The following is a 17,964-nucleotide window of genomic DNA, read 5'->3' as shown; positions in this document are numbered from 1 at the left end:
GCCCGTGCCGGCCGGGCGCCGGACTTCCGGGACTCCGTCAGCCGGTCTCGTTGCCCGTGGCCGGCGGCGGGGTGTCCGGGTTGCCGTTGCCGCCGGTGGAGTCGTCGGTCGGACCGCCCGTCGGCTCCGTCGGGGTGTCGGTCGTCGGCTCGCCCGTCGGCTCCGTCGGCGTACCCGTGGGCTCGGTCGGCGGGGTCGTCGTCGGCTGCGTCGGCGCCTGGGTCGTCGGCGTGCCCGTGGGCTCGGGCGGCGTGTACGTCGTCGGCGGGTCCCACGGCTGCTGCGTCTCGCCGCCGGTCGACGTGCCCGGATCCTCGGTGGGGTCCTGGGTGGGCTCCTCCGAGTGCGTGGGCTCCTTCGAGACCGTCGACGGCGAGTTGCTCACCGTCGTCGGCGGCTTCACGTCGCCACCCGGGTTGTCCGCCTTGTCGAGCGCGTACGCCACCCCGGCGACGACCGCGATCAGCGCGAGCGCGGCGAACAGCCAGATCTTGCCCCGGCCGCCGTTGCCGCCGTTGCCGCCGTTCGGCGAGGCGTACCCGTCCTGGCCGTAGCCGCCGGTTCCGCCCGTACCGCCGTCGTAACCGCCGTACCCGCCGTCGTCCGGGTTCACCGGAGGAAGGATCGGGCCCTGCGCGGTCTCCCCGTGCATCGGGTGACCCATCGCGGCCGTCGCGGCCACGCCGCCGACCGGGGTGTGCCCGCCGTCGTGCGCCTCGACCGGCCCGGTGTTCCACGTGCCGGTGTGGCCGCCCTGCTGCTGGAGCATCTGCAGGCCGTACTGGATGAGCCCGCGCATCTCCTCGGCGCTCTGGAACCGGTCGTCCGGGTCCTTCGCGAGCGAGCGCATCACCAGGCCGTCGAGCTCCGGCGGCACGGACTGCGTGACGTCGGACGGCGGGACCGGCGCGTCCTGCACGTGCTGGTACACGACGGACAGCGGGGTCTCGCCGGTGAACGGGGGCCGCAGCGCGAGCAGTTCGTAGAGCAGGCAGCCCGTGGCGTACAGGTCGGAGCGGTGGTCGACCGCCTTGCCGAGGGCCTGCTCGGGCGAGAGGTACTGCGGCGTGCCCATGACCATGCCGGTCTGGGTCATCGTCGACTGCGCGCCGTGCAGGGCGCGGGCGATGCCGAAGTCCATGACCTTCACCGCACCGGAGTGCGTGATGATCACGTTCGCCGGCTTGATGTCGCGGTGCACGATGCCGTGCTGGTGCGAGTAGGCCAGCGCCTCCAGGACCCCGGAGACGATGATGAGCGCCTGCTCGGGACCGGGCGCCTCCGCGCTGAGCAGCAGGTCTCGGATGGTGCGGCCCTCGACCAGCTCCATCACGATGTACGGCACGGGCCGGCCGCCCACGAGGTCCTCGCCGGAGTCGTACACGGCGACGATGGCGTGGTGGTTGAGCCCGGCGACGGACTGCGCCTCGCGGGTGAAGCGCGCCTTGGAGACCGGGTCCTCGGCGAGGTCGGCACGCAGCAGCTTGACGGCCACGGTGCGGCCGAGCCGTACGTCCTCGGCGGCGAAGACCTCCGCCATGCCGCCCCGGCCCAGACGGTGCGTCAGGCGGTAGCGGCCGTCGCCGACGACGCCGCCCTCGCCCCAGGATTCCGCCGACGCGTCCGGCACACCGCCACCTGCTCCGGATTCGGGTGCCATCAGTCCTCGCCGTCGTCTGTCGTGCCGTGTCCAGTCGCCACGCTACAGGCTCCGCACGACACCACGGTCCGAGATGGACCGGCCATCCAACCCCCTCGATGTACACCTGTGCAAATTCGGCGGGTTTCCTCCGGCCGTGCGGAAACGCTTCCTGTGCGGAGGGTCACGGAACGGGCACCCGGCTTGACGTGTCACTGCCCTGGGGCAGACTTGGCCGAGAAATTCCGGATCAACGCCGCCACGCGCGCGTAGGGGGAAGCACAGATGAGCCAGGACGGCGCACAGGGCCGCTATGCGGGCGGTTCGGTCGCGGGCGGCCGGTACCAGCTGCGCGACCTTCTCGGCGAGGGCGGCATGGCGTCGGTCTACCTGGCGTACGACAGCGCCCTCGACCGGCAGGTCGCCATCAAGACGCTGCACACGGAGCTCGGCCGGGAGCAGTCCTTCCGCGAGCGGTTCCGGCGCGAGGCGCAGGCCGTCGCGAAGCTGTCGCACACGAACATCGTCTCGGTCTTCGACACCGGCGAGGACACCCTCGACGGCGCCGTCATGCCGTACATCGTCATGGAGTACGTGGAGGGGCAGCCGCTCGGCTCGGTCCTCGCCGCGGACGTCCGGCAGTACGGCGCGATGCCGGCCGACAAGGCGCTGAAGGTCACGGCCGACGTGCTCGCGGCGCTGGAGGTCAGCCACGAGATGGGTCTGGTCCACCGCGACATCAAGCCGGGCAACGTGATGACGACCAAGCGCGGCGTGGTCAAGGTCATGGACTTCGGCATCGCGCGGGCCATGCAGTCCGGGGTCACGTCGATGACGCAGACCGGCATGGTCGTCGGCACCCCCCAGTACCTCTCCCCCGAGCAGGCCCTCGGCCGCGCGGTGGACGCCCGCTCCGACCTTTATTCGGTCGGCATCATGCTCTTCCAGCTGCTGACGGGCCGTCTCCCCTTCGACGCCGACTCGCCGCTCGCCATCGCCTACGCGCACGTGCAGGAGGAGCCGGTCGCCCCGTCCTCCGTCAACCGGTCGGTGACGCAGGCGATGGACGCGCTCGTCGCCCGCGCGCTGCGGAAGAACCCCAACGAGCGGTTCCCGAGCGCGGCGGCGATGCGCGACGAGTGCCTGCGGGTCCTGGCCGCAGGCCAGACCAGTGCGCCGGTGATCGTCCAGGGCGGTCCGGTCAGCAGCGGCGCGGGCGTCGGCTCGGCGGTCTTCCCGCCCATCGGCCAGACCCCGCCCCCCGCCCACGGCCAGCACGGCGTCCAGCAGCCCTACCTGCCGCCGACGCCGCAGCCCGGCCCGTACGGCCCCGCGACCCCGGCGCCCGCCCCGGCGTACGGCTACCCGCAGCAGGCGCCGACACCCGCGCCGTACGCCCAGGCCCCGACGCCCGCGCCCTACGGCCAGACCCCGGCCCCCGCGCCGTACGCCCCGACGCCGGCGCCCGTCTCCACGAGCGGCGGCTCCCGCCGGAACACCCCGGTGATCGTCGGCGCGATCGCCGCCGCCCTGCTCGCGATCGGCGGCCTGGTCGTCGCGCTCTCCATGAACGACGACGAGGACCCCCGGGCGGGCGGCACCGGCGGCACGGAGACCCAGCAGAGCCAGACGGCGGCGCCCGGCCACAAGGGCCCCGATCTGACCAAGACGATCGACACCAAGAAGTGCACCCAGCCTTCGGAGTCGAACGACGACCCCAGCAAGTTCGAGGTCCCGAACTTCACCTACAAGAACATCCAGTCGGTGAAGGCCTGTGTCCAGGCCGCCGGGTGGAAGATCATGACCCAGACCCCGGTGGACGAGTCCACGTACGGCGAGGGCACGGTCCTGGAGCAGTACCCGCCGGCCGGTGAGGACATCACCGCCGACGACGCCGAATTCACCCTGAAGATCTCGACGGGCAACCCGCCGCAGTAGGCACCCGGTCTCATCCGATTGCCCCTGTACGCCTCCTGACCCCGTCCCGGATGCCGGAACCGTTCCGGCATGTGACGCTGAGTCGACCATCTCGGCGGCTCGGTACGGGAGGGGGGTCACCCGGTGACTCCAGCACTCCGCAGGGCACGCGCGCGGGCTCTCCGCCCCGCGCTCACCTGCGCGTTCACCTGCGCTTGCGCCCTGTACGCCGCGCCCCTCGCGTACGCCGCGGAGGGCCCCGGCACCACGGCGGGACCCGCGGCGGAGGCCCCGCGGCTCGCTGTCGGCCGGTGGGGGGCCGGTGCACGCGTCAGCCCGCCTCCGACGCCGACGGCGACTCCCACCACCCCCTCCGCCTCGCCTTCGTCGGCCTCCCCCTCCGCGTCCGCCTCCACCAGCGGGACCCCGAGCGGAGACGGAGGGACTCGCGCTCCCGGCTCCCCCGCGCCCGCGCCGACCGGCACCGGCGCGTCCCCGCCCGCGCCGAGCGCCGAGCCCTCCGACGCCCCCGCCCCCAGCGCGTCCGCCTCCCTCGCGGGGCGGCCCGCCGGTGCGGGGCGACCCCGTCCCGGACGCGGCGAGCCCGCCACGCCCTCCGACGACGAGTCCGCCACACCGGGCACGGAGCCGTCGCCCCACCCCTCTCGTACCGAAACCGCTACAGACCCGGCCGAGCAGGAGGCGGCGGAGGGATGGGACGAACCGGTACGCGAGGAGGACCCGGCGCTGCCCGAGGCGGCGCCCGCCAGCCGGCCCGCCACGGTGCCCGGACTCTCGGCCGAGGCCGCGCCCACCCTCGTCGACCAGCGGATTCCCGTCCTCACCCTGGGCGTGGGACTGGCCACCATGGGACTCGGCATCGGCTTCCTCGGGCTCCGGATGCGCCGCCGCTGACCCCGCCCGGACCGCGGGGTCCCCCTTGAGTCGTACCCACGGCTTCCCTCTCAGGTCGGTTGTCGGCGACGGCATACCCGGTATACATACTGAGTATGTCGATCCGTCACGGGCTCCTCGCCCTCCTCGAACGCGGCCCGCGCTACGGCTCCCAGCTCCGTACGGAGTTCGAGTCCCGCACCGGCGCCACCTGGCCGCTCAACGTCGGCCAGGTCTACACGACCCTCAACCGGCTCGAGCGCGACGGCATGGTGGCCCAGGGCGGCGAGGACGCGGCCGGCCACACGCTCTACACGATCACGGACAGCGGGCGCGCCGAGCTCAGGACCTGGTTCGAGAAGCCCGTCGACCGCACCAGCCCCGCCCGTGACGAGCTGGCCATCAAGCTCGCCATGGCCGTGGGCGCGCCCGGCGTCGACATCCGCGCCGTCATCCAGTCCCAGCGCCGCCACACCGTGAAGGCGATGCAGGACTACACCCGGCTCAAGGCGCAGGCCCTCCTCGCCGTCGAGGGCGGCGGGGCCGGGGAGCGGGACGACGTGGCCTGGCTGCTCGTCCTGGAGCAGCTCATCTTCCAGACCGAGGCGGAGGCCCGCTGGCTGGACCACTGCGAGTCCCGGCTGATCCGCCTGTCGGCGACGGCGGCGGCCGCAGCTGCCGTCGCGACGGCTCCCACCGGCCCGACCGCCCCCGCCGCGCCCGCCGTCCCGGGCACGCCCGCCCCCTAGCACTTCTCGACCACCGGTACGCCCGGGGCGCGTCGACCGCACGCTCGCGGCCCCGCCCGTACCGCTTGACGCACCACCTTCCACCGCACGCTCCCGTACCCGGCCGACCGCCGCGTACGGCCAACGGGGGGACCCCTCCATGCCGACACAGCAGCCCGTGCTGCAACTCCAGAACCTGACCCGCGTCCACGGCGCGGGCGCCACCGAGGTGCATGCCCTGCGCGGCATCGACCTCGCCGTGTACCCCGGCGAACTCGTCGCCGTCATGGGCCCCTCGGGCTCCGGAAAGTCCACGCTGCTCACCATCGCGGGCGGCCTGGACACCCCCAGCTCGGGACGGGTGATCGTCGAGGACACCGACATCACCACCGCGAGCGTCAAGGAGCTCGCGGCCCTGCGCCGCCGCAGCATCGGATACGTCTTCCAGGACTACAACCTCATCCCGGCCCTGACCGCAGCCGAGAACGTCGCGCTGCCCCGCGAGCTGGACGGCACCTCCGCCCGCAAGGCACGCGCCGAAGCCATCGCCGCACTGGAGGAGATGGGCCTCGGTCACCTCGCCGACCGCTTCCCCGACGAGATGTCCGGCGGCCAGCAGCAGCGCGTGGCCATCGCCCGTGCCCTCGTCGGCGACCGCCGGCTCGTCCTCGCCGACGAGCCGACCGGCGCCCTCGACTCCGAGACCGGCGAGTCCGTCCTCGCCCTGCTCCGCACCCGCTGCGACGCGGGCGCCGCCGGTGTCCTCGTCACCCACGAGCCGCGGTTCGCGGCCTGGGCCGACCGGGTGGTGTTCCTGCGGGACGGCGCCATCGTCGACCAGACCGTGCGCAGCGAGGCCGATTCCCTCCTCTCGGGCCAGGTGGCCGAGGCGTGAAGACCTGGTTCCACTCCTGGCGGGCCGCGATCCGCATAGCCCGCCGCGACGCCTGGCGTTCCAAGGGCCGCAGCGCTCTCGTCCTCGCGATGATCGCTCTGCCCATCCTCGGCGTCAGCGCCCTCGATCTGACCTACCGCAGCTCCGAACTCTCCGCCGCCGAACGGGTGGAGCGGGCCATCGGCGCGGCCGACGCGCGTTTCCGGGACGCCGACGTCGGCGGTGTCCCGATCTTCCAGGACCCGACCGGCGAGATGCACACGCCGGCCAAGGACTACCGGAACGAGCCGTGGCCGAACGGCTCCACCGATGTCACCAAGACCGTTCCCGCCGGCTCCACCGTCCTCACGGACGGCATCTCCTCGGCCAAGCTGACGACGACGCACGGTCTGCTCATGACCGACGTGCGGGAGCTCAAGGCGTCCGACCCGATCGCCCACGGCATCATGACGCTCCTGGAGGGGCGTTTCCCGGAGAAGAACGACGAGGTCATGGCGACCTCGCACTTCCTGGAGGCCAGTGGCCTGTCGATCGGCTCGACCCTTTCCGCCCGCAATTTCGATCGCCCGTACCGGATCGTCGGCTCCTACGAACTTCCCGACTCGCTCAACGCCGACCAGGTCAACGCACTGCCGGGGGCCTTCCTCACCCCGTACGCGAAGGCGGTCGAGAAGGCCGGTCTGCCCGCGCCCGAGACGTCCGTCTCGTACCTGGTGCGCAAGCCCGGTGGTTTCACGTGGAACACCGTCAAGGAGATCAACACCAAGGGCGTCGCCGTCGTCTCGCGCGCCGTGCTGCTCGACCCGCCCGCCGAGTCCGAGGTCCCGCTCAACCAGAAGGACGGCTGGGGCGGCTACGACGCCAGTCCGGCGGCCCAGGCCGCCGAGCTCGCCGCCATCGGCACGGTCGTCGGCCTGGCCATGCTGGAGATCTGTCTCCTCGCCGGGCCCGCCTTCGCCGTCGGCGCCCGCCGCTCGCGCCGCCAGCTCGGTCTGGTCGGGGCCAACGGCGGTGCCCGCAGCCACATCCGGGCCATCGTGCTGAGCGGCGGCCTGGTCATCGGCATCGCCGCCGCCGTCACCGGCACCGTCCTCGCCCTGATCCTCACGCTCGTGCTGCAGCCGGTCCTCGAGGAGACCATGGGCCAGCGGTTCGGCGCCTTCGACGTCCGGCCGCTCGAACTGCTCGGCATCGCGCTGCTCGCGGTCCTGACCGGGCTGCTCGCCGCGATCGTCCCGGCCGTCACGGCCTCCCGGCAGACCGTGCTCGCCTCGCTCACCGGCCGGCGCGGGGTCCGCCGCAGCAGCCGCGTGCTGCCCCTGGTCGGCCTCGCGGCCCTCCTGCTCGGCGGGGCGATCGCCCTCTTCGGCTCGCTCGTCAGCCAGCAGTTCGCCATCGTCGCGGGCGGCTCCGCCCTCGCCGAGCTGGGCGTCGTCGCCATGACCCCGGCGCTGGTCGGCCTGTTCGGACGGACCGGCCGCTGGCTGCCGCTCTCCCCGCGGCTCGCGCTGCGGGACGCCGTCCGCAACCGGGGACGCACGGCCCCGGCCGTCGCCGCCGTCCTCGCCGCCGTCGCGGGCACCGTCGCCGTCTCCACGTACATGGCCAGCCGCGAAGCCCAGAACAGGGCCGAGTACGAGGCCACCCTGCCGTACGGCGTCGCCTCCGCGTTCGTCCAGGAGGAGGGCGGCCGGGACGTCCCCGCCGTCCGCGAGGCCGTCCAGCGCTCCTTCCCCGTCGACGTCCGCGCCGACGTCGAGCGCGTCGCGGTCGGCAAGCCCGGCTGCCCGCCCTGGGGCACCGACCCCGGCTGCGGCCGCTACGAGGTCCTCCTCCCCCCGGCGAACGAGTGCCCGTTGAACGCCACGGTCCCCGGCGGCGGCGATCCCTCCGAGAAGTACACGCCCGAGCAGCGGCGCAAGCTGCTCAGCGACGACTGGCGGTGCAAGGACTCCGCGAGCAACGGCATGTACGTCTCCGAGGGCGGCCTGCTCATCGGTGACGCCAAGCTGCTCCACGTCCTCGGCGTCGACGACCCCGCGACCGTGAAGGCCCTCGCCGACGGGAAGATCGTCACCTTCAACCGCGCCCTGGTCGACAGGAAGGGCACCGTCGGGATCAAGCAGATCACCGACATCGCCGCCGCCGACAAGGCCTCCGAGGAGGGCCGCCCCGCCCCCGGCAAGGTCAGCTCCCTGCCCGCCTACCTGGTCCCCGGCGACAAGAAGTCCTACGGCCTCCAGGCCCTCATGACGCCGGCCACCGCCAAGGCCGCCGGCCTCTCCACGGCGCCGCTGGGCGTCTACGTCAGCACCGACCGGCTCCCGGACTCCGGGCAGCGCCAGAAGCTCGACAGTGAACTCGCCAAGCTCGGCAGCTCGGTCGAACTCCACCTGGAGGAGGGCTTCGTCGAGGACTACGGCATCATCCTGCTGTCGCTGGCCATCTTCGCGGGTCTCGTCACCATCGGTGCCGCCGGCATCGCAACCGGCCTCGCCCAGGCCGACGCCGAGGCCGATCTGAAGACGCTCGCCGCCGTCGGCGCCCCGCCCCGCGTCCGCCGCACGCTCAGCGGATTCCAGTGCGGTGTCGTCGCCGCCATGGGCGTGGTCCTCGGCTCCGCCGCCGGACTGCTGCCCGCCGTCGGCCTCCGGCTCACCGAGGAGCGGAACCAGATCCGCTTCCACGAGGAGAGCCTCGCCCAGGGCTGGACCGCCGACGCGACCCCGCCGGACCTGGCGATCGTCATCCCCTGGGAGACGCTGGCCGGCCTGCTCGTCGCCGTCCCGCTCGGCGCCGCCCTGCTCGCCGCCCTCGTGACCCGCTCCCGCGGAGCGCTGGCCCGGCGCGCGGCGACCTGACGGTTTCGTTCCCGTCCTGTGCCCCTGTACGAGGGTGGATCACCCTCGTACAGGGGCACACCCTGTGGTGACGCGTGTGTACGAGAGAATGGCGGCATGGAGATGCCGAGGAATGACAGGTCGCAGGAGAGCCCCCAGGTCCTCATCGTGGGACAGGACGGGATGGCGCTCGGCGGCACCCAGGGCGACGACGAACCCCGCGAGGTCCCGGTGACGGAAATGGTCGAGCAGCCTGCGAAGGTCATGCGGATCGGCAGCATGATCAAGCAGCTTCTGGAGGAAGTACGGGCGGCACCTCTGGACGAGGCGAGCCGGGTCAGGCTCAAGGACATCCACGCCAGCTCCGTGAAGGAGCTGGAGGACGGGCTCGCACCCGAGCTCGTCGAGGAACTGGAGCGGCTCTCCCTGCCGTTCACGGACGAGGCGATCCCCTCCGAGGCCGAGCTGCGCATCGCGCAGGCGCAGTTGGTGGGCTGGCTGGAAGGCCTGTTCCACGGCATCCAGACGGCGCTGTTCGCCCAGCAGATGGCGGCCCGCGCCCAGTTGGAGCAGATGCGCCGCGCACTGCCTCCGGGCGCGTCCCACGACGATGACGACGACCAGGGCGGCCACGGCCACGCGGTCCGCTCGGGACCGTACCTGTAGGTCACGCTCGCAGAAGGGCCCGGCACGGAAATCCTCCGTGCCGGGCCCTTGTGGTCGAGCCGGGTGTGCCGGGCCCTTGTGGTCGAGCCGGGTGTGCCGGCCCCGTCGTGGTTGCTCCGGGGTGCCGGGCCCTTGGTGGACGAGCCGGGGGCCAGGCCGGCCCGTCGTGTCTCAGTCCCGGGGAGTGAGCAGCAGCACCTTGCCGACGTGGCCGCTCTCCTCCAGCGCCCGGTGCCCCTCTGCGGCCTCGGGCATCGGCAGCGTCCGGTCGACGACAGGCCGGACCGTACCCGCGCCGATCAACGGCCAGACGTGCTCCCGGACGGCGGCGACGATCGCCGCCTTCTCCTGCGCCGGACGGGACCGCAGCGTGGTCGCCATGACGGCGGCGCGCTTCGCGAGCAGCGCCCCGAGGTTCAGCTCGCCCTTCACCCCGCCCTGGAGACCGATGACGACCAGGCGGCCGTTCACGGCCAGCGCCTTCACGTTCCGCTCCAGGTACTTGGCGCCCACGATGTCCAGGATGACGTCCGCGCCCGCGCCGTCCGTCGCCTTCGCCAGCTCCTCGACGAAGTCCTGCTCGCGGTAGTCGATGAGGATGTCCGCGCCCAGCTCGGCGCAGCGCGCCAGCTTCTCGGGTCCGCCGGCGGTGACCGCGACCCGCGCGCCGACCGCCTTCGCCAGCTGGATCGCCATCGTGCCGATGCCGCTGGCGCCGCCGTGCACGAGCAGCGTCTCGCCGGGGCGCAGGTGGGCGATCATGAAGATGTTGGACCAGACGGTGCACGCGGCCTCGGGGAGCGCGGCGGCCGTGGCCAGGTCGACGCCCTCCGGCACCGGCAGCAGCTGGCCGGCCGGGACCACGACCTTCTCCGCGTAGCCGCCGCCGGCGAGCAGCGCGCACACCTCGTCGCCGACGGCCCAGCCGGACACCGCGGGGCCGAGGGCGGCGATCCGGCCCGCGCATTCCAGGCCGGGGTACGGGGAGCTGCCCGGCGGCGGGTCGTAGAAGCCCTGGCGCTGGAGCAGATCGGCGCGGTTGACCGCGCTCGCCACCACCTCGACGAGAACCTCGCCCTCGCCGGGCACGGGATCGGGCACCTCGGCCCAGACGAGGGCCTCTGGGCCACCGGGTTCCGGAATCGTGATCGCATACATGGCGGCGAGGCTACTCGCCCCCCGTCCGGTCTCCCGGGTCAGTCGTCCGGGTCAGTCCTCCGGTGGCGTGGTGAGCGGGGTGAGCGGCGCGGCCCGCACGATGGTGATCAGCCGGTCGGTGAGCTGGAGCGGGCTGGCCGCGGGGTCGTCATAGCCGAGCAGCCGGTGGCCCCGGAGCACGCTCACCACCAGGTCACCGGTCTCCCGCACGCTCTTGCCGACCTCGCTCTTGGTCACCGGCCGTTCGACGAGGTCCAGGCCTGACCCCTGCTGGATGAGGTCCTCCATCACCGTTCCGGCGCTGGGGCTCAGCACGGAGAGGCCGAGCAGGCGGCCGGCGGCGCTGGCGCTGGTGATGACCGCGTCCGCGCCGGACTGGCGCAGCAGCGGTGCGTTCTCCTCCTCGCGGACGGCGGCGACGATCTTCGCGCCCCGGTTGAGCTGGCGTGCCGTGAGGGTGACGAGAACAGCCGTGTCGTCCCGCTGGGTGGCGATGACGATCTGCCGCGCCCGCTGCACCTCGGCGCGGAGCAGTACGTCGCTGCGTGTCGCGTCGCCGATGACGCCGACGAACCCGTCCGCGTTCGCCGTCTCGATCACCTTGCTGGAGGGGTCGACGATGACGATCTGGTCCTTGCGGAGCCCGGTCGCGCAGAGCGTCTGGATCGCGGACCGCCCCTTCGTCCCGAAACCGACGATGACGGTGTGGTCGCGCAAGGTGGACCTCCAGCGGTTCAGCCGGAACTCCTCCCGGGTCCGTTCGGTGAGGACCTCGAGAGTGGTGCCGACCAGGATGATCAGGAAGAGCACGCGCAGGGGCGTGATCAGCAGGATGTTGGTGAGCCGCGCCGAGTCGCTGTACGGGACGATGTCGCCGTATCCGGTGGTGGAGAGCGTCACCGTCGCGTAGTAGACACAGTCAAGGAAGTCGAGGGTCTCGTTGGCGTTGTCGTGGTAGCCGTCGCGGTCGAGGTAGACGATGAGGACCGTTGCGACCAGCACGCCGAGCGCCATGAGCAGACGCTTGCCGACCTGGCGCAACGGTCTCTCGACGACCCTGCGGGGCAGCTGGACGCGCGGGTCCGAGATCCGCTCGTCCGCGTGGCGGGCCATCACGTCACGGCTGGGAAGTTTCACGTGAAACAGGCTCCTTGGGCCGGTACGGCACCCGACGTCGGCGGCCAGGGAAGGTCGAGGACGTCCAGCTCCTGGCCGGACCGGGCGCCGCCGGGCGGGACGACGGCCATGCCGTCCGCGACGGCGATGCCCCGGAGCATGGCCGGCCCGTTGTAGCGCAGAGGAACGAGCTGTCCGCCCCGGCGGACGACCGGAACGAGCCTGGTGTCGTACGGATGCCCGGGCACCTCGTCCGCGACGGGGGCGCTGCCCCGGGTGAGGGAGGTGCCGGCGAGGGCCGCGAGGAGCGGCTCGGCGAGCGTGAGGAGGCCGGAGACGGCGGCGAGCGGGTTGCCGGGCAGGCCGACGAGATGGCGACGGTCGCCCAGGGCCGCGAGGAGCATCGGGTGACCGGGGCGGACCTTCACCCCGTCGATCAGGAGCGTGGCGCAGGCCTTGTCGAGGACGCGGTGGAGGTGGTCGACGGGCCCGGCGGCGGTACCCCCGGTGGTGAGGACCAGGTCGGCGGCGGAACCGGTGACGGCCGCGTACAGCTCCTCGGCATCGTCGCCGATCCTCCGGGTGGCGAGCACCTCGGCGCCGAGCGCCGCGAGCCAGGGGCCGAGCATGGGGCCGAGGGCGTCCCGGATGAGCCCCTCATGCGGGAGTCCGGCCGTGAGCAGCTCGTCGCCGAGGACCAGGATCTCCACCCGGGGGCGGGGCGGTACGGGGAGCTCGTCGTAACCGGCGGCCGCGGCGAGGCCCAGGACGACGGGGGTCACGACGGTGCCGGCGGGGAGCAGCTCGTCGCCGGACCGGCACTCCTGGCCCCGTGGCCGGATGTCCTGTCCGGAGACCACGTCGCGCAGCGGATGCAGCAGAAGCCCCGGGTGCTCCGTACGGGAGGGCTCGGTACGGGAGTGCTCGCTCCGGATGACGGCGGTGGTCCCGGGCGGGACGGGGGCGCCGGTGGCGATCCGTACGGCCTCCCCGTCGGTCAGCGCGGCGGCGGGCGCGTGACCGGCGAGGACGGGGGTCTCCTCACGGACGGTCCAGGGGCCCGGGCCCGGACCGGCGACGGCCCAGCCGTCCATGGCGGAGGTGTCGAAGGAGGGCAGGTCGGTGAGGGCGAGGAGCGGCTCGGCGAGGATTTGGCCGAGCGCCTGCCCGAGCGGGAGCCGCCGCGGCTCGCGACCGGCCCGCGCTGCGGTACCGGCTCGGACGGCGGCGGCCCGGGCCTCGGGCCAGGCGGTGGCGCGGTGCGGCGGCTCGGCCTTCACGCCGGTAGCGGCTGCCGGGGCCACGGGGACGGGCTCCTTCGGAGTCATCCGGCCTCGTCCTGTTCGGCGGCCCAGCGCTGGGCGAGCGCCGCGGCCTTGCGGGCGGCCTCGGCGACGGCCTCGGGGCCGTCGGTGCCCGCGCGGGCCGCCGCGTAGCCGACCAGGAAGGTGGTCAGGGGCGCGGCGGGGCGGGCCACGCCGTGGGCGGCGTCACGGGCGAGGTCGAGCAGCACGCCGGTGTCGACGTCCAGTTCGATGCCCAGTTCGTCCTTGACTGCGGTGATCCATTCATCCAGCACGGTCCCATGCTCCCTGATGCGGGCGCGGGCCGTGGCGATGTCCTCCCAGGTGTCGCAGTCGAAGGAGGCGAGGGGGGCCGCGGCGACCCGGGTGAGGCTCAGCCCACCGGTGAGGAGACGCAGCGGTCCGCCGTCGAGGGTGCCTCGCCGGGTGGTGAGGAGGGCGAGTTCGCGCAGGAGCGGGGAGCGGCGGTACGCGGCGACGAGCGGCTGGTCCCGGCCCTCGGCGTCGGTGAGGAGCGCGGCCTCGGCCCCGGGGTCCGCGTCGAGCGCGTCGAGGAGGCGGCGGACGGTGTCGCCGTCCAGAAAGGGGAGGTCGGCGGAGAGGACGAGGAGGACGTCGGCACCGGTCTCCCGTACGCCGGCGTCGAGGGCGGCCAGCGGCCCGCCGCCCGGAGGGTCCTCCCTGGTCCAGCGGACGGGGCGGGCGGTCGGGCGGGGGGCCGCGACGACCACGGTCCGGCCTGCGTCGGGACAGGCCGCGAGGACCCGGTCGAGGAGGGTCCGGCCCCCGACCCGTACCCCGGGCTTGTCGGAGCCGCCGAGACGCCGGGCGGCGCCCCCGGCGAGCACGACGGCGTCGTATGCGGTGGTCACCCCAGCAGTATGGGCCGCCGGGCCCCGCCCCCGAGGTCCCCGTCTCCCCTGCTGAGACGCCCCGGCCGAAGGCCACACGGAAGGCGCGGCGGACGGCCGGACGGCCGAAGCGTCGGGCAGCCGCACCGGACGGGCTGCCCGGTGCGGCGGCCCGCGTCAGACCGTGCGGAGCAGGACGGCAGGCTGCTCGACGCAGTCCGCCACGTACCGCAGGAAGCCGCCCGCCGTGCCACCGTCGCAGACGCGGTGGTCGAAGGTGAGCGAGAGCTGCACCACCTGACGAACGGCCAGCTCGCCCCCATGCACCCAGGGCTTGGGGATGATCCGGCCGACTCCGAGCATCGCGGCCTCGGGGTGGTTGATGATCGGCGTGGAGCCGTCGACCCCGAACACCCCGTAGTTGTTCAGGGTGAACGTGCCGCCGGTGAGATCGGCCGGGGTGATCGCACCCTGCCGGGCCGCCTCCGTGAGCCGGGCGAACTCGGCCGTCAGCGACTCGGCCGTCCGGGCCCCCGCGTCCTTGACCACGGGGACGACGAGCCCGCGCGGGGTCTGGGCGGCGAAGCCGAGGTGTACGGACGGGAGCCGGACGATCTCCCGGGCGGCCGTGTCCACCGTGGAGTTCAGCTCGGGGAACCGGGCCAGGGCGTGGACGCAGATGCGCGCGAGGAGCGCGATCAGCGAGATCTTCGGTCCGCCGGCGGCGTTCATCGCCGCCCGCGCCGCCATCAGCTCGGTCGCGTCGGCGTCCACCCAGCAGGTCGCGTCGGGGATCTCCGTACGGCTGCGGGACAGCTTGTCCGCGACGACGCCACGGACTCCGCGCAGCGGAACCCGCTCACCCGCGGCCGTCGGGACAGGCGCCACGGCAGGGGCGACGGCAGCGCTCGGGGCGGTCGCGGGGGCGGCGCCCGGCCGCTCCAGGGCCGCGAGGGCGAGCTCCACGTCGGACCGCAGGATCAGCCCTTCGGGCCCGGATCCGCGCACCTCGCGCAGGTCGAGCCCCCCGTCACGGGCCAGTTTCCGTACGAGCGGCGAAATGACGGGCACGGGCCCGGCGGCCACGGGCGCGGCAACGGGTGCCGGGGCGGCCACCGAGGCCTGCCCGGCACCCGAACCCTGACCGCCCCCAGCCGCCTGCGCGTTCGCCGGATTGGTGTGCCGCACCCGGCGGCGACGGGCGGCGGGCCCTGCCGTGCCGTAGCCGACGAGCACGTTGCCCGAGTACTCCGAGGAGACGGCGGACTCGGCCTCGGCCCGGCCCGGTGCCGGCGCTGCTCCCGGAGCGGACTCCGCGAGCTCCTCCGGCGCTCCCGTACCGCCCACGGCGACCGTCAGGAGCGGGGCTCCGACGGGCAGCTCGGTGCCCTCCTCGCCGTACCGGGCGGTGACGACGCCGCCGTACGGGCAGGGCACCTCGACCATGGCCTTGGCCGTCTCGACCTCGACGACGGGCTGGTCGACGGCGACGACGTCGCCGACGGCGACCAGCCAGCGGACGATCTCGGCCTCGGTGAGTCCCTCACCGAGGTCGGGCAGCTTGAACTCCAGGACCTGCGCCATCAGCTCCCCGCCTCCCACTGCAGTCGCGCCACCGCGTCCAGGACCCGGTCGACGCCCGGCAGATGGTGCCGCTCCAGCATGGGCGGCGGGTACGGGATGTCGAAGCCCGCCACCCGCAGCACCGGCGCCTCCAGGTGGTGGAAGCACCGCTCGGTCACGCGCGCGGCGATCTCCGCGCCGGGGCCGCCGAAGCCGGTCGACTCGTGGACGACGACCGCGCGGCCGGTGCGCCGCACCGAGGCGCAGACGGTCTCGTCGTCGAACGGCACGAGCGAGCGCAGGTCGACGACCTCCAGGTCCCAGCCCTCGGCCTGCGCGGCCTCCGCCGCCTCCAGACAGACCGGCACCGAGGGACCGTAGGTGATCAGGGTGGCGCCGGTGCCCCTGCGCCGTACGACGGCCTTGCCGATCGGCTCGACGGGCGCGGGCGCCTCGGGGGACCAGTCGGACTTGGACCAGTAGAGCCGCTTGGGCTCCAGGAAGACCACCGGGTCGTCGGAGGCGATGGCGGCGCGCAGCAGCCCGTAGGCGTCCTCGACGGTGGCCGGGGTGACGACGTGCAGCCCGGGGGTGGCCATGTAGTAGGCCTCGGAGGAGTCGCTGTGGTGCTCGACGCCGCCGATCCCGCCGCCGTACGGGACGCGGATGACGATCGGCATCGGCATCGCCCCACGGGTGCGGTTTCGCATCTTCGCCACGTGGGAGAGCAGTTGCTCGAACGCGGGGTACGCGAAGGCGTCGAACTGCATCTCCACGACGGGTCGCAGCCCGTACATGGCCATGCCGACGGCCGCGCCGAGGATGCCCGCCTCGGCCAGCGGGGTGTCCGTGCAGCGGTCCTCGCCGAACTCCTTGGCGAGCCCGTCGGTGACCCGGAAGACGCCGCCGAGGGTACCGACGTCCTCGCCCATCACATGGACGGTCGGGTCCTCGGCCATCGCGTCGCGCATGGCGCGCTGGAGCGCCTGCGCCATCGTGGCGGGCTTCGGCTTCCCGGCGTTCCCGCCGGCCTTGGCCGCCGCGGGGCCGGTCGTCGCGGTCGTCATCACGCCTCACCCTCGGCTTCGAGCTCGGCGCGCAGCTGCGCCGCCTGTTCACGCAGCTGCGTGGTCTGCTCCGCGTAGACGTGGGAGAAGAGTTCCATCGGGTCGAGCACCGGGTCGGCGTTCATCCGTTCGCGCAGCTCCGCCGCCATCGTCTCGGCGGCCTCCGCCGCCGCGCGCCTGCCGTCCTCGTCGAGCAGGCCACGCTCCGTCAGTTCCCGTTCCAGGATGAGGATCGGGTCGTGTGCCCGCCAGGCCTCGACCTCGCCGGCCGCCCGGTAGCGGGTGGCGTCGTCGGCGTTGGTGTGGGCGTCGATCCGGTAGGTGACGGCCTCGACGAGGGTGGGTCCGCCGCCGCGCCGCGCACGGGCCACGGCCTCGGTGAGCACCTGGTGGACGGCGACCGCGTCGTTCCCGTCGACGAGCCGGCCCGGCATTCCGTATCCGACGGCCTTGTGGGCGAGGGAGGGGGCGGCGGTCTGCTTGGCGAGCGGCACGGAGATCGCGAAGCCGTTGTTCTGGACGAGGAAGACCACGGGGGCCTGCCAGACGGCGGCGAAGTTCAGCGCCTCGTGGAAGTCGCCCTCGCTGGTGCCGCCGTCGCCGACCATGGCGAGGGCGACGACGTCGTCACCCTTGAGGCGGGCGGCGTGGGCGAGGCCCACGGCGTGCGGGAGCTGGGTGGCCAGCGGCGTGCAGAGCGGTGCGATGCGGTGCTCGTGCGGGTCGTACCCGGTGTGCCAGTCGCCGCGCAGCAGCGTCAGGGCCTGGACGGGGTCAAGACCCCGGGCGACGGCCGCGAGGGTGTCGCGGTACGAGGGGAAGAGCCAGTCCCGCTCCTCCAGGGCGAGGGCGGCGGCGATCTCGCACGCCTCCTGGCCGGTGGTGGACGGGTACACCGCGAGCCGGCCCTGCTTGGTGAGGGCGGTGGCCTGCGTGTTGTACCTGCGGCCGCGGATCAGCTCCGCGTAGAGCCGGAGCAGCAGCGCGGGGTCGGCGTCGGCCACGGCGTCCGTGCCGAGCACGCGCAGCGGCTCGGCCTCGGGCAGCAGCGGCGCCGGGTCGGTCCGCGGCTGCCAGGCCGGCGGCGGGGTGTGCCGGTGGGCGGGAACGGCACCGGGCGGCTCTTGGACTGTCGAACTGCGCTGTTGCAACGAGTCCACCTCCTCGTGGGAGCGGGCATATAAGACCCGAAGGCGGGTGGCGCGAGTGTGGCGCGCCTCACCTACCGATTGTTCGGTCGTGGAGGCATTTTGGCTACAGGCACCTCCAGCCTGTGGACAAACGGTTCTCCACAGCCTGGGATAAGGGCAGGTCGTCCACGGGAGA

At 73.6% G+C, this 17,964-nt stretch carries 14 protein-coding genes; 6 read left to right on the top strand and 8 right to left on the bottom strand.

Annotation, left to right across the window (positions count from 1 at the left end; genetic code table 11):
• Positions 1–37: 37 nt before the first annotated feature.
• On the bottom strand, positions 38–1,660 hold the full coding sequence (locus ACZ51I_RS20010) for a protein kinase domain-containing protein (protein WP_468877456.1): 1,623 nt from the start codon (positions 1,658–1,660) through the stop codon (positions 38–40).
• Between the two features lie 264 nt (positions 1,661–1,924).
• On the opposite strand from ACZ51I_RS20010, the gene ACZ51I_RS20005 reads away from it, so the two are divergent.
• From ACZ51I_RS20005 to ACZ51I_RS19980, 6 genes are all read left to right on the top strand, one after another.
• Positions 1,925–3,577 carry a protein kinase domain-containing protein gene (locus tag ACZ51I_RS20005; RefSeq protein WP_468877454.1) on the top strand — a complete coding sequence of 551 codons (1,653 nt, stop codon included), beginning with the start codon at positions 1,925–1,927 and terminating at the stop codon, positions 3,575–3,577.
• 123 nt (positions 3,578–3,700) lie between these two features.
• Positions 3,701–4,471, top strand: coding sequence for a hypothetical protein (locus ACZ51I_RS20000; RefSeq protein WP_468877452.1), 771 nt, complete (start codon positions 3,701–3,703; stop codon positions 4,469–4,471).
• Between the two features lie 95 nt (positions 4,472–4,566).
• Positions 4,567–5,199, top strand: a complete 633-nt coding sequence (locus tag ACZ51I_RS19995) for a PadR family transcriptional regulator (RefSeq protein ID WP_468877449.1) — start codon at positions 4,567–4,569, stop codon at positions 5,197–5,199.
• A 139-nt stretch (positions 5,200–5,338) separates the two neighbouring features.
• Positions 5,339–6,073: an ABC transporter ATP-binding protein gene (locus ACZ51I_RS19990; RefSeq protein ID WP_468877447.1), complete on the top strand. Its 735-nt coding sequence runs from the start codon at positions 5,339–5,341 to the stop codon at positions 6,071–6,073.
• Positions 6,070–8,934 carry an FtsX-like permease family protein gene (locus ACZ51I_RS19985; protein ID WP_468877445.1) on the top strand — a complete coding sequence of 955 codons (2,865 nt, stop codon included), beginning with the start codon at positions 6,070–6,072 and terminating at the stop codon, positions 8,932–8,934. Before ACZ51I_RS19990 ends, ACZ51I_RS19985 begins: the two co-directional genes overlap by 4 nt.
• 96 nt (positions 8,935–9,030) lie before the next feature.
• The gene (locus ACZ51I_RS19980; protein ID WP_468877442.1) at positions 9,031–9,579 is read left to right on the top strand and encodes a bacterial proteasome activator family protein; all 549 of its coding nucleotides are present in this window, start codon (positions 9,031–9,033) and stop codon (positions 9,577–9,579) included.
• 171 nt (positions 9,580–9,750) lie between these two features.
• Here the strand turns inward: ACZ51I_RS19980 and ACZ51I_RS19975 are convergent, their stop codons facing one another.
• From ACZ51I_RS19975 to pdhA, 7 genes are all read right to left on the bottom strand, one after another.
• Entirely contained in the window at positions 9,751–10,737 is a 987-nt protein-coding gene (locus ACZ51I_RS19975) for an NAD(P)H-quinone oxidoreductase (protein WP_468877439.1), read from the bottom strand.
• A gap of 51 nt (positions 10,738–10,788) precedes the next feature.
• The gene (locus tag ACZ51I_RS19970) at positions 10,789–11,850 is read right to left on the bottom strand and encodes a potassium channel family protein (protein ID WP_468878201.1); all 1,062 of its coding nucleotides are present in this window, start codon (positions 11,848–11,850) and stop codon (positions 10,789–10,791) included.
• A 20-nt stretch (positions 11,851–11,870) separates the two neighbouring features.
• Positions 11,871–13,181 carry a molybdopterin molybdotransferase MoeA gene (locus ACZ51I_RS19965; protein ID WP_468877437.1) on the bottom strand — a complete coding sequence of 437 codons (1,311 nt, stop codon included), beginning with the start codon at positions 13,179–13,181 and terminating at the stop codon, positions 11,871–11,873.
• Positions 13,178–14,029 carry an NTP transferase domain-containing protein gene (locus tag ACZ51I_RS19960; protein WP_468877435.1) on the bottom strand — a complete coding sequence of 284 codons (852 nt, stop codon included), beginning with the start codon at positions 14,027–14,029 and terminating at the stop codon, positions 13,178–13,180. The genes ACZ51I_RS19965 and ACZ51I_RS19960 overlap by 4 nt, the downstream gene beginning before the upstream one ends.
• Before the next feature lie 156 nt (positions 14,030–14,185).
• On the bottom strand, positions 14,186–15,592 hold the full coding sequence (locus tag ACZ51I_RS19955; RefSeq protein WP_468877432.1) for a dihydrolipoamide acetyltransferase family protein: 1,407 nt from the start codon (positions 15,590–15,592) through the stop codon (positions 14,186–14,188).
• Entirely contained in the window at positions 15,592–16,638 is a 1,047-nt protein-coding gene (locus ACZ51I_RS19950; protein ID WP_468877430.1) for an alpha-ketoacid dehydrogenase subunit beta, read from the bottom strand. The genes ACZ51I_RS19955 and ACZ51I_RS19950 overlap by 1 nt, the downstream gene beginning before the upstream one ends.
• The gene (pdhA, locus tag ACZ51I_RS19945; protein ID WP_468877428.1) at positions 16,638–17,798 is read right to left on the bottom strand and encodes a pyruvate dehydrogenase (acetyl-transferring) E1 component subunit alpha; all 1,161 of its coding nucleotides are present in this window, start codon (positions 17,796–17,798) and stop codon (positions 16,638–16,640) included. Before pdhA ends, ACZ51I_RS19950 begins: the two co-directional genes overlap by 1 nt.
• Positions 17,799–17,964: the final 166 nt, after the last annotated feature.

Source organism: Streptomyces sp. NPDC034084 (assembly GCF_055575535.1).
Note: the sequence above shows the minus strand (reverse complement) of the source record. Positions and strands in the feature narration are given on the sequence as shown.